Annotated in this window: 21 protein-coding genes; 20 read left to right on the top strand and 1 reads right to left on the bottom strand. The window is 66.3% G+C overall.

Annotation, left to right across the window (positions count from 1 at the left end; translation table 11 throughout):
* Nucleotides 1–21 precede the first annotated feature (21 nt).
* From rpsJ to rpsQ, 11 genes are read left to right on the top strand one after another with little or no spacing between them, the layout of a single operon-like run.
* Nucleotides 22–330, top strand: a complete 309-nt coding sequence (rpsJ, locus tag ACT3T5_RS07965; protein WP_087484116.1) for a 30S ribosomal protein S10 — start codon at nt 22–24, stop codon at nt 328–330.
* An 11-nt stretch (nt 331–341) separates the two neighbouring features.
* On the top strand, nt 342–1,022 hold the full coding sequence (gene rplC / locus ACT3T5_RS07960; RefSeq protein ID WP_193116789.1) for a 50S ribosomal protein L3: 681 nt from the start codon (nt 342–344) through the stop codon (nt 1,020–1,022).
* Nucleotides 1,023–1,027: 5 nt separating this feature from the next.
* The gene (rplD, locus tag ACT3T5_RS07955) at nt 1,028–1,957 is read left to right on the top strand and encodes a 50S ribosomal protein L4, sunset domain variant (RefSeq protein ID WP_444594099.1); all 930 of its coding nucleotides are present in this window, start codon (nt 1,028–1,030) and stop codon (nt 1,955–1,957) included.
* On the top strand, nt 1,954–2,256 hold the full coding sequence (rplW, locus tag ACT3T5_RS07950) for a 50S ribosomal protein L23 (protein ID WP_193116791.1): 303 nt from the start codon (nt 1,954–1,956) through the stop codon (nt 2,254–2,256). Before rplD ends, rplW begins: the two co-directional genes overlap by 4 nt.
* A 46-nt stretch (nt 2,257–2,302) precedes the next feature.
* Nucleotides 2,303–3,139 carry a 50S ribosomal protein L2 gene (gene rplB / locus ACT3T5_RS07945; protein ID WP_444578057.1) on the top strand — a complete coding sequence of 279 codons (837 nt, stop codon included), beginning with the start codon at nt 2,303–2,305 and terminating at the stop codon, nt 3,137–3,139.
* 18 nt (nt 3,140–3,157) lie between these two features.
* A complete protein-coding gene (gene rpsS / locus ACT3T5_RS07940) occupies nt 3,158–3,439 on the top strand; it encodes a 30S ribosomal protein S19 (RefSeq protein ID WP_096163286.1) in 282 nt (93 codons plus the stop codon).
* A 53-nt stretch (nt 3,440–3,492) separates the two neighbouring features.
* Complete coding sequence (gene rplV, locus ACT3T5_RS07935; RefSeq protein ID WP_193116793.1) at nt 3,493–3,846, top strand: 50S ribosomal protein L22; 354 nt, start codon at nt 3,493–3,495, stop codon at nt 3,844–3,846.
* A gap of 10 nt (nt 3,847–3,856) precedes the next feature.
* The gene (rpsC, locus tag ACT3T5_RS07930; protein ID WP_444578058.1) at nt 3,857–4,714 is read left to right on the top strand and encodes a 30S ribosomal protein S3; all 858 of its coding nucleotides are present in this window, start codon (nt 3,857–3,859) and stop codon (nt 4,712–4,714) included.
* 5 nt (nt 4,715–4,719) lie between these two features.
* On the top strand, nt 4,720–5,139 hold the full coding sequence (gene rplP / locus ACT3T5_RS07925; RefSeq protein ID WP_444578059.1) for a 50S ribosomal protein L16: 420 nt from the start codon (nt 4,720–4,722) through the stop codon (nt 5,137–5,139).
* Nucleotides 5,139–5,372 carry a 50S ribosomal protein L29 gene (rpmC, locus tag ACT3T5_RS07920; RefSeq protein ID WP_193116796.1) on the top strand — a complete coding sequence of 78 codons (234 nt, stop codon included), beginning with the start codon at nt 5,139–5,141 and terminating at the stop codon, nt 5,370–5,372. Before rplP ends, rpmC begins: the two co-directional genes overlap by 1 nt.
* Before the next feature lie 20 nt (nt 5,373–5,392).
* Complete coding sequence (gene rpsQ / locus ACT3T5_RS07915) at nt 5,393–5,719, top strand: 30S ribosomal protein S17 (protein ID WP_444578060.1); 327 nt, start codon at nt 5,393–5,395, stop codon at nt 5,717–5,719.
* Between the two features lie 145 nt (nt 5,720–5,864).
* On the opposite strand, the gene ACT3T5_RS07910 is transcribed toward rpsQ, so the two are convergent.
* On the bottom strand, nt 5,865–6,281 hold the full coding sequence (locus tag ACT3T5_RS07910) for a hypothetical protein (protein WP_444594098.1): 417 nt from the start codon (nt 6,279–6,281) through the stop codon (nt 5,865–5,867).
* A 422-nt stretch (nt 6,282–6,703) separates the two neighbouring features.
* Here ACT3T5_RS07910 and rplN point away from each other — a divergent pair, with 422 nt between their 5' ends.
* The 9 genes from rplN to rpmD all read left to right on the top strand — a co-directional run bounded on the left by rplN (nt 6,704) and on the right by rpmD (nt 10,549).
* Nucleotides 6,704–7,072, top strand: coding sequence for a 50S ribosomal protein L14 (gene rplN / locus ACT3T5_RS07905; protein WP_193116799.1), 369 nt, complete (start codon nt 6,704–6,706; stop codon nt 7,070–7,072).
* Nucleotide 7,073: 1 nt separating this feature from the next.
* On the top strand, nt 7,074–7,460 hold the full coding sequence (gene rplX / locus ACT3T5_RS07900; RefSeq protein WP_343925877.1) for a 50S ribosomal protein L24: 387 nt from the start codon (nt 7,074–7,076) through the stop codon (nt 7,458–7,460).
* Complete coding sequence (rplE, locus tag ACT3T5_RS07895; protein ID WP_444578062.1) at nt 7,460–8,029, top strand: 50S ribosomal protein L5; 570 nt, start codon at nt 7,460–7,462, stop codon at nt 8,027–8,029. Before rplX ends, rplE begins: the two co-directional genes overlap by 1 nt.
* A gap of 1 nt (nt 8,030) precedes the next feature.
* A complete protein-coding gene (locus ACT3T5_RS07890) occupies nt 8,031–8,216 on the top strand; it encodes a type Z 30S ribosomal protein S14 (protein WP_193103395.1) in 186 nt (61 codons plus the stop codon).
* 71 nt (nt 8,217–8,287) lie between these two features.
* Entirely contained in the window at nt 8,288–8,686 is a 399-nt protein-coding gene (rpsH, locus tag ACT3T5_RS07885) for a 30S ribosomal protein S8 (protein WP_444578063.1), read from the top strand.
* A 22-nt stretch (nt 8,687–8,708) separates the two neighbouring features.
* Nucleotides 8,709–9,251 carry a 50S ribosomal protein L6 gene (rplF, locus tag ACT3T5_RS07880; RefSeq protein ID WP_444578064.1) on the top strand — a complete coding sequence of 181 codons (543 nt, stop codon included), beginning with the start codon at nt 8,709–8,711 and terminating at the stop codon, nt 9,249–9,251.
* 2 nt (nt 9,252–9,253) lie between these two features.
* Nucleotides 9,254–9,640: a 50S ribosomal protein L18 gene (gene rplR / locus ACT3T5_RS07875; protein WP_444578065.1), complete on the top strand. Its 387-nt coding sequence runs from the start codon at nt 9,254–9,256 to the stop codon at nt 9,638–9,640.
* Between the two features lie 37 nt (nt 9,641–9,677).
* On the top strand, nt 9,678–10,370 hold the full coding sequence (gene rpsE / locus ACT3T5_RS07870) for a 30S ribosomal protein S5 (protein ID WP_444578066.1): 693 nt from the start codon (nt 9,678–9,680) through the stop codon (nt 10,368–10,370).
* A complete protein-coding gene (rpmD, locus tag ACT3T5_RS07865) occupies nt 10,367–10,549 on the top strand; it encodes a 50S ribosomal protein L30 (protein WP_158542032.1) in 183 nt (60 codons plus the stop codon). The genes rpsE and rpmD overlap by 4 nt, the downstream gene beginning before the upstream one ends.

The following is a 10,549-nucleotide window of genomic DNA, read 5'->3' as shown; positions in this document are numbered from 1 at the left end:
ACGAAAGAGAGACAGGACGCCATGGCGGGACAGAAGATCCGCATCCGGCTCAAGTCGTACGACCACGAGGTGATCGACACCTCTGCGCGCAAGATCGTGGACACGGTCACCAGCGCGGGCGCGACTGTTGTGGGCCCGGTGCCGCTGCCGACGGAGAAGAACGTGTTCTGTGTGATCCGTTCTCCCCACAAGTACAAGGACTCCCGTGAGCATTTCGAGATGCGCACGCACAAGCGACTGATCGACATCGTCGATCCCACGCCCAAGGCTGTGGACTCGCTCATGCGCCTCGATCTGCCTGCGGATGTCAACATCGAGATCAAGCTCTGAGGCAGGTGGACATGAGCAACGAACTGACCGGCCAGAAGGCCCGTCCGGTGTCCGGCGTGCTCGGCACCAAGCTCGGCATGACCCAGGTCTGGGACGAGAACGGAAAGCTCGTTCCCGTGACCGTCGTGCAGACCGGTGCCAACGTCGTGACCCAGATCCGGTCCATCGAGACCGACGGCTACGACGCCGTGCAGATCGCCTACGGGCAGATCGATCCGCGCAAGGTGTCGGGCCCGCTCCGCGGCCACTTCGAGAAGGCCGGCGTGACCCCTCGCCGTCACCTCGTCGAGCTGCGCACCGGCAACGCCGCTGACTACTCGCTGGGACAGGAGATCGACGCGTCGGTCTTCGAGTCCGGCCAGAAGGTCGACGTCGTCGGCACCTCCAAGGGCAAGGGCACCGCGGGCGTCATGAAGCGCCACGGGTTCGCCGGTGTCGGCGCCTCCCATGGTGCGCATCGCAACCACCGCAAGCCCGGTTCCATCGGTGGCGCCTCCACCCCCGGTCGCGTCTTCAAGGGCCAGCGCATGGCTGGCCGTATGGGCAGCGACCGCACCAGTGTCCAGAACCTGACCGTTCACGCGGTCGACGTCGAGAAGGGCCTCGTGCTCGTCAAGGGTGCCGTTCCCGGCCCCAAGGGCGGCCTCGTGCTCGTCCGCTCGGCTGTCAAGAGCCCCGCGAAGGAGGCCTGAGCCCGATGGCAGCGAATCTGACTGTCGACGTGCTCGATACGGCCGGTAAGAAGTCCGGCACCGTCGAGCTGCCCGCGTCGATCTTCGACGTGCAGACCAGCGTCCCCCTGATCCACCAGGTGGTCGTCGCCCAGCAGGCGGCCGCTCGTCAGGGCACCCACAAGACCAAGACCCGCGCCGAGGTGCGTGGCGGCGGCAAGAAGCCCTGGAAGCAGAAGGGCACCGGTCGTGCCCGTCAGGGCTCCCTCCGCGCCCCGCAGTTCGCCGGTGGTGGCGTCGTGCACGGCCCCGTGCCGCGCGACTACAGCCAGCGCACCCCGAAGAAGATGAAGGCCGCCGCCCTGCGCGGAGCCCTCTCGGATCGGGCCCGCAACGGTCGTATCCACGTGATCTCGTCCCTGCTGACCGGGGATGTCGCGTCCACCAAGGCCGCGCGCGTCACCCTGTCCTACGTCTCCGACCGCCGGCACCTGCTGGTCGTCGTGCGTCGTGACGACGATCTGGGCGCGCTCAGCTCGCGCAACCTGCCTGCCACCCACGTCCTGTACGCGGACCAGGTGAACACCTACGACGTCATGCGTTCCGACGACGTGGTCTTCACCTCCGGTGCGCTCGAGGACTTCGTGGCCCAGGCAACCCTGGCTCGTCCCACCTCCTCCTTCGCCACGGCGAAGGCCGCTGCTGCCGCTCCGGCCGCTGCGGCGGACGATGCTCCCTACGGTGCAGGTTCGGCGGCCCCCGTGGCCGACGGCTCCGCTCCCGAGGGCTTCACCATCAAGGGCAACCAGGACTCGATGAAGTTCCACACCGAGGATTCCCCGTGGTACGGACGTACCAAGGCTGAGGTCTGGTTCGCGACCGAGGAGGCCGCCAAGGCCGCCGGGTTCGCGAACGCGGTCAAGGAGTCCTCGACGGACGAGGAGGACTCGAAGTGACCTCACTGAACAAGGATCCCCGCGACGTCCTGCTGGCCCCGGTTGTCTCCGAGAAGAGCTACGGGCTGATGGACAACGGCAAGTACACCTTCCTGGTGGACGCCCGCGCCAACAAGACCGAGATCAAGATCGCCGTCGAATCGATTTTCGACGTCAAGGTCTCCTCGGTGAACACGATCAACCGTCAGGGCAAGTCGCGCCGTACGCGCTTCGGGACCGGCAAGCGCAACGACACGAAGCGCGCCATCGTCACCCTGACTGACGGAGCCATCGACATCTTCGGAGGGTCGGTCGCCTGAGGCGGCCGATATCCGAGGAGCCGAAGAGAGTCTGAGGGAATCCCACATGGCAATTCGTAAGAGCAAGCCGACCACGCCCGGTCGTCGTTTCTCGAGTGGCGCCGACTTCGTCGAGGTCACCCGGTCGACGCCGGAGAAGTCGCTGGTCCGCCCGCTGTCCAAGTCAGGCGGCCGTAACAACAACGGTCGCATCACCTCCCGTCACCGGGGCGGTGGCCACAAGCGTGCCTACCGCGTGATCGACTTCCGTCGCCACGACAAGGACGGCGTCAACGCCAAGGTCGCTCACATCGAGTACGACCCCAACCGCACCGCGCGCATCGCGCTGCTGCACTACGTCGACGGCGAGAAGCGGTACATCCTCGCCCCGGCCAAGCTGCGTCAGGGTGACTGGATCGAGAACGGCGCAGGGTCGGACATCAAGCCCGGCAACAACCTGCCGCTGCGCAACATCCCGCTCGGTACCGTCCTCCACGCGATCGAGCTCCGCCCCGGTGGCGGCGCGAAGATCGCCCGAAGCGCCGGCAGCTCCGTGCAGCTGGTCGCCAAGGAAGGTCCGTATGCGCAGCTGCGCATGCCGTCCGGCGAGATCCGCAACGTCGATGCGCGCTGCCGCGCGACCATCGGCGAGGTCGGCAACGCCGAGCAGTCCAACATCAACTGGGGCAAGGCCGGCCGCATGCGCTGGAAGGGCAAGCGCCCTCACGTGCGTGGCGTCGTCATGAACCCCGTGGATCACCCCCATGGTGGCGGCGAAGGCCGCACCTCCGGTGGTCGTCATCCGGTGTCGCCCTGGGGTCAGCCCGAGGGCCGTACCCGTCGACCGGGCAAGGAGAGCGACAAGCTCATCGTGCGCCGTCGTCGGTCCGGCAAGAAGCGCTGATAGGGAGAATCAGGAACTATGCCTCGCAGTATCGCCAAGGGCCCCTTCGTGGACGACCACCTTCAGAAGAAGGTGGATGTCCAGAACGAGAAGGGCACCAAGAATCTGATCAAGACCTGGTCGCGTCGTTCGGTGGTCACACCGGACTTCCTCGGCCACACCTTCGCAGTGCACGACGGTCGCAAGCACGTCACGGTGTTCATCACCGAGTCGATGGTCGGCCACAAGCTCGGCGAGTTCGCTCCCACGCGGACTTTCAAGGGCCACGAGAAGGACGACAGAAAGGGCCGTCGCCGCTGACCTGAGGTCAGCACGACAGCACGTCCCGACACCCAGAAGAAAGCAGGACAGCAATGGAAGCCAAGGCGCAGGTGCGGCATCTCCGCATGTCGCCCATGAAGGCTCGCCGCGTTGTGGACCTGATTCGTGGCAAGAGCACGGCCGAGGCACTGGACATTCTGCGGTTCGCCCCGCAGGCCGCCAGTGAGCCCGTCCGAAAGCTCGTCGAGTCCGCGATCGCCAACGCGCGGGTGAAGGCAGATCAGGCAGGGGAGCGCTTCGATGAGCGCGAACTCGCCGTCTCTGCCGCATTCGTCGACGAAGGCCCGACCATGAAGCGGTTCCAGCCGCGTGCACAGGGTCGAGCCTTCCAGATCAAGAAGCGCAGCAGCCACGTCACCGTGGTCGTCGCTCCCGTGAAGAAGTAAGGAGTCCCGTATGGGCCAGAAGGTCAATCCGAATGGGTTCCGTCTCGGGATCACGACGGAGCACAGCAGCCGGTGGTTCGCTGATTCCTCCAAGGAGGGTCAGCGCTACCGCGACTACGTGAAGGAAGACGTCGCGATCCGCGAGCTCATGTCCAAGGGCATGGAGCGAGCCGGTATCTCGAAGGTCGAGATCGAGCGCACCCGTGATCGTGTGCGCGTCGACCTCCACACCGCCCGCCCGGGCATCGTCATCGGGCGTCGTGGCGCGGAGGCCGAGCGTCTGCGCGGTGCGCTGGAGAAGCTCACCGGTAAGCAGATCCAGCTGAACATCCTCGAGGTCAAGAACCCCGAGGCCGATTCCCAGCTGGTCGCTCAGGGCATCGCCGAGCAGCTCGCCGCCCGTGTCTCCTTCCGCCGTGCGATGCGCAAGGGCATGCAGTCCGCGCAGCGCGCCGGTGCGAAGGGCATCCGAGTGGCCGTCTCCGGTCGCCTCGGTGGCGCCGAGATGAGCCGTAGCGAGTTCTATCGTGAGGGACGCGTGCCGCTGCACACCCTCCGTGCGAACATCGATTATGGCTTCTACGAGGCCAAGACCGCCTTCGGCCGTATCGGCGTGAAGGTGTGGATCTACAAGGGCGACGTCACCGCCAAGGAGCTCGCGGCCCAGCAGGCCGCCTCGCAGGGTCCCCGCTCCGGCGGACGGGGCGGCCCGCGTGCAGAGCGCCCGCGTGGCCGTCGTAACGAGCGCAACGCCACCGCACGTCGGGACGGCAGCACGGAGGGCGCAGCACAGACTGCCGCTCCTGCCGCAGCTCCCGCCGAGCAGCCGGCTTCCGCTCCCGTCCAGCAGTCCGGAACGGAGGCCTGAGCGACATGCTGATCCCCCGCAGGACCAAGCACCGCAAGCAGCACCACCCGACCCGCAGCGGCATGGCCAAGGGCGGCACCGATCTCGCGTTCGGCGACTACGGCATCCAGGCGCTCGCGCCTGCCTACGTCACCAACCGCCAGATCGAGGCTGCACGTATCGCCATGACCCGCTACATGAAGCGTGGCGGCAAGGTGTTCATCAACATCTACCCCGATCGTCCTCTCACCAAGAAGCCTGCCGAGGTCCGCATGGGCTCTGGTAAGGGTTCGGTCGAGTGGTGGATCGCCAATATCAAGCCGGGACGCGTTATGTTCGAGATCGCCGGCGTCGAAGAGGAGGTTGCTCGCGAGGCTCTGCGCCTGGCGATGCACAAGCTCCCCATGAAGTGCCGCATTCTGAGCCGAGAGGGTGGTGACATCTGATGGCAGCGACCAAGCTCACCGCCGAAGAAATCGACAAGCTGGACGATCCGAAGCTGGTCGAGGAGCTGGCGAAGGCCAAGGACGAGCTGTTCAAGCTTCGTTTCCAGTCGGCCACCGGACAGCTCGAGAGCTCCGGCCGCCTGCGGTCCGTCAAGAAGGACATCGCACGGATCTACACGATCCTGCGCGAGCGCGAGCTGGGCATCCGTCAGGCGCCCGGCAGCGCCGAGTGACCGCGAAGCGAGGAACAGAGATGACTGAGAACACCCAGGCCGAGACCCCGGCCGTCGAGGAGCTCGACAAGGAAGGCGCGCACGCGTCCTCCAGCGAGCGTCCCTACCGCAAGACCGTTCGCGGCTTCGTGGTCTCCGACAAGATGGAGAAGACGATCGTCGTCGAGGTCGAGGAGCGTGTGAAGCACGCTCGGTACGGCAAGGTCACGACCAAGACCAGCAAGTTCAAGGCCCACGACGAGGAGAACACCGCCGGTATCGGCGACCGTGTCGTCCTCATGGAGACCCGCCCGATGTCCGCCTCCAAGCGGTGGCGTCTGGTCGAGGTCACCGAGCGAGCCAAGTGATCCCGCGGTCCTCGTGACCGCATCAGGATCGTCCGAAGGGCCGGTTCTCCCCACGGGGAGGACCGGCCCTTCGGTCGTCCCGGAGCATCTCTCGCCCACGGTGCGCGAGGCGGGACGACTCAGCAGGTGCGTGAACCGGGACGATTCAGCTGGGGTGCGTCAGGTGCACGAGCAGCGCCCTGGCGTAGGCATCCTCCGCCTGCGGGGCACGGATCTCACGGAGCGCTGCGCCACCAGCGGGGGAGAGGACGACGGTGAAGACCCCGTCCTCCTCCCGCCGGAGCCCGCGGAACGCGGTGCCCAGTGCTGCGCGCAGTTGGTCCTCCCGCGGAATCCACAGCGCCTCGTGCTGCTCGATCGAGTCCAGCGCCCATTCCGTGGTGCCGTTGAACCGGAACACCTGTCCGCCGGCCAGTCCTGGCCCGCGCTCGATCACCATGGAGGAGAGCATGAACGCCTTGTCGCGCATCTGCTCGGTGTCGATCATGAAGAGGTCCCCGTCCGCGGGCTCCCAGGGGAGGCCTGCGTCCTTGAGTCGCCGTGCGACGTCGATGTCGATCATGGACAGAGTCTAAGGCGCTCCTCCTGTGTCATCTCGGCCGTCACGAGAGCAAGCACACACCAGGTTGATGCCCCTCGCAGGGTGACACCGCCACGTGGTAGCGCGTAGTCTTGAGCAGTTGCCGGACGACTGTCCCTGAGCGCCCCTGGGTGCCCGGGAGCTGGAGTCCGTGACAGGATCCGGTACCACCAGATCCCTCCTCGTCGGAGACCTTGCACGAGAAGCGAACGTTCTGCGTTCCCCATGCTAGTGCGTGAGTCCGGCTGAGGGCTTTTTGGTGCCCGGGGCCCGTCGTCGGTGACGCCCCCGGTCCATGCTGTGACCAGGGACGATGCCGGGCATGGTCCACATTCCGTTCCGCAAGGCTCGGTCGTCCCGCTCCCGCGGGGCGGAAGAGAACCGGTGAGACGATAGGAGAACGAGTGATTCAGCAGGAGTCGCGACTGAAGGTCGCCGACAACACGGGTGCCAAGGAGATTCTGTGCATCCGCGTTCTCGGTGGCTCCGGTCGCCGTTACGCCAGCATCGGGGACACCATCGTGGCGACCGTCAAGGACGCCATCCCCGGTGGCAACGTCAAGAAGGGCGACGTCATCAAGGCGGTCGTCGTCCGCACGTCCAAGGAGCGTCGGCGTGCCGACGGGTCCTACATCCGCTTCGACGAGAACGCAGCGGTGATCCTCAAGGCCGACGGCGAGCCGCGCGGTACGCGCATCTTCGGCCCTGTCGGTCGCGAGCTGCGCGACAAGCGCTTCATGAAGATCATCTCGCTGGCACCGGAGGTGCTGTGATATGGCAAAGATGAAGATCAAGAAGGGCGATCTCGTCCAGGTCATCACCGGTCGCTCGAGCGACGGCGACAAGCTCGCCGCGCGCGGGCTCGAGGCCGGCGACAAGGGCAAGCAGGGTCGTGTGCTCCAGGTGTTCCCCGACACGGGGCGCGTCCTCGTCGAGGGCATCAACCGGCGCACGCACCACCTCAAGCCGAACCAGGCGGGGGGCGCGGGCGGCATCGAGCAGCGCGAGGCCTCCCTGCACGTCTCGAACGTGGCTCTGGTCGATCCTGAGGACAACAAGCCGACCAAGGTCGGGTACCGCGTCGAGACCGTCGAGCTCGAGAACGGCCGCTCCAAGCAGGTGCGTGTCCGCTTCGCGAAGCGCTCCGGGAAGGACATCTGATGAGCGAGACCGCTACCCAGACGCCCACCCCGCGTCTGAAGACGAAGTACAACGACACCATCAAGACGGAGCTGACCGAGCAGTTCGGTTACGAGAACGTCATGCTGGTGCCCGGAGTGACCAAGATCGTCGTGAACATGGGTGTCGGCGACGCCGCCCGCGACTCCAAGGTCATCGACGGCGCCATCCGCGACCTCGCAGCCATCACCGGCCAGAAGCCGCAGGTCACCAAGGCTCGCAAGTCCATCGCGCAGTTCAAGCTGCGTGAAGGCATGCCGATCGGTGCGCACGTCACACTGCGCAACGCTCGCATGTGGGAGTTCCTGGACCGTCTGCTGTCGACCGCGCTGCCGCGTATCCGCGATTTCCGTGGACTGTCGCCGAAGCACTTCGACGGCAACGGCAACTACACCTTCGGTCTCACGGAGCAGGTCATGTTCCACGAGATCGACCAGGACAAGATCGATCGCGTCCGCGGTATGGACATCACGGTCGTGACCACGGCGAAGACCGACGACGAGGGACGCGCGCTGCTCAAGCTGCTCGGCTTCCCCTTCAAGGAGAACTGATATGGCGAAGACAGCCCTGATCAAGAAGTCGGAGCGCAAGCCCAAGTTCGCTGTGCGCGGCTACACCCGGTGCCAGCGCTGCGGTCGTCCGCACTCCGTGTATCGCAAGTTCGGACTCTGCCGAGTCTGCCTTCGCGAGATGGCTCACCGCGGTGAGCTCCCCGGCGTGACCAAGAGCAGCTGGTAAGGACTACCGCCAGAGGTCCCGAGGCACAGCAATGATGCCGAGGGAAACCAGGTGAGGAAGAAGCAACAGACATGACCATGACCGACCCGATCGCGGACATGCTGACGCGGATCCGTAACGCCTCAGGGGCGTACCACGAGACCGCGTCCATGCCGTACTCGAAGTTGAAGGCCCGCATTGCGGACATCCTGAAGGCAGAGGGCTACATCCTCGGCTGGACCGAGGAAGAGGCCGAGGTGGGCAGCAAGCTCGTCCTCGAGCTCAAGTACGCGGACAGCCGTGAGCGTGCCATCTCCGGGATTCGTCGCATCTCGAAGCCGGGCCTGCGTGTGTACGCGAAGTCCACCAACCTGCCCAAGGTCCTCGGCGGACTGGGCGTGGCGATCCTGTCCACGTCCTCCGGCCTTCTGACCGACAAGCAGGCAGCCAAGAAGGGTGTGGGTGGGGAAGTCCTCGCCTACATCTGGTGAGCGGGAGAGGAGACTAACTACTATGTCCCGCATCGGACGCCTGCCGGTTGCAGTACCGGCCACTGTCCAGAACGTCACCATCGAGGATCGCACCGTCAAGGTGACCGGTCCCAAGGGCGAGCTCAAGCACCACGTGCCCGAGCCCATCACCGTCGAGCGCGGTGAGGACGGCTCCATCGTGGTCAGCCGCCCCGACGACGAGCGCGAGAGCAGGTCGCTCCACGGCCTGACCCGCACGCTCATCAACAACATGGTCCTCGGTGTCACCGAGGGCTACACCAAGAAGCTGGAGATCGTGGGCACGGGCTACCGTGTGACCGCGAAGGGCACCGACCTCGAGTTCGCCCTCGGCTTCTCCCACCCCGTCTCGGTGAAGGCGCCTCAGGGCATCACCTTCTCCGTCGAGTCGCCGACCAAGTTCTCGGTCGCCGGCATCGACAAGCAGCAGGTGGGCGAGGTCGCCGCGAACATCCGCAAGATCCGTAAGCCGGAGCCCTACAAGGGCAAGGGCGTGCGGTACGCGGACGAAGTCGTGGTGCGCAAGGCCGGAAAGGCTGGTAAGTGATCATGGGTTACGCACTCAAGCACACCAAGGGCAACCGCGGCAGCAAGCTGCGCTCGCGCGGCCGTCGTCACCTGCGTGTCCGTCGTCGCGTCGTCGGCACCGCCCTGCGTCCGCGCCTGGTGGTCACCCGCTCGTCGCGTCACGTCTTCGTCCAGGTCGTCGACGACGCGCTGGGCAAGACCATCGCGTCGGCATCGACCATGGAGGCCGACCTGCGCGGCTCCGAGGCGCCCAAGGCGGACAAGGCTCGCACCGTCGGTGCACTTGTCGCCGAGCGCGCCAAGGCGGCCGGGATCGACTCCGTCGTGTTCGATCGCGGCGGCAACAAGTACCACGGTCGCGTGGCCGCCATCGCAGATGGCGCTCGCGAAGCAGGCCTGGCGCTGTGACCGCCCCCCGGACACAGGACGAGAAGAGGATCTGAATATGGCTGCACAGCAGCGGAACAACGGTCCCGCGGCCTCCGGCCGGCGGGACGACAATTCCACCACCAACAACACCGATCGCGGCGCCCGTCAGGGCGGCAACGACCGCGGTGGCCGTCAGGGTGGCCGCGGGCGCGGACAGGAAGCCGAGAAGTCGGCCTTCCTCGAGCGCGTCGTGAGCATCAACCGCGTGTCGAAGGTCGTCAAGGGCGGCCGTCGTTTCTCCTTCACCGCCCTTGTGGTGGTGGGTGACGGCGACGGCACCGTGGGCGTCGGCTACGGCAAGGCCAAGGAGGTGCCCGCGGCGATCGCCAAGGGTGTCGAGGAAGCGAAGAAGAACTTCTTCCGCGTTCCCCGCATCCAGGGCACCGTCGTGCACCCGGTCCAGGGTGAGGATGCAGCAGGCGTCGTCCTGCTCCGTCCGGCCGCCCCGGGTACCGGTGTGATCGCCGGCGGTCCGGTTCGCGCCGTGCTCGAGTGCGCCGGAGTGCACGATGTGCTCTCCAAGTCGCTCGGCTCGACGAACCAGATCAACATCGTGCGGGCGACCGTCGATGCCCTGAAGCAGCTCGAGGAGCCGGAGGCCGTGGCAGCACGTCGTGGCCTCTCGGTCGAGCACGTCGCCCCGGCGGCACTGCTCCGGGCACAGGCCGAGGGCCGCGCAGCTGCCCGGGCCGCGAAGGTGGGTGCCTGATGCAGATCAAGGTGACCCAGGTTCGTTCCGACATCGGCGGTAGCCAGAGCCAGCGCGCCACCCTGCGAGGCCTCGGCCTCAAGCGCATCGGTGACACGGTGGTGAAGGAAGATCGCCCTGAGATCCGCGGCATGGTCCGCACCGTCACGCACCTGGTGACGTTCGAAGAGGTGGACTGA

Source organism: Brachybacterium sp. AOP3-A1-3, assembly GCF_052378285.1.
GTDB lineage: Bacteria > Actinomycetota > Actinomycetes > Actinomycetales > Dermabacteraceae > Brachybacterium.
Note: the sequence above shows the minus strand (reverse complement) of the source record. Positions and strands in the feature narration are given on the sequence as shown.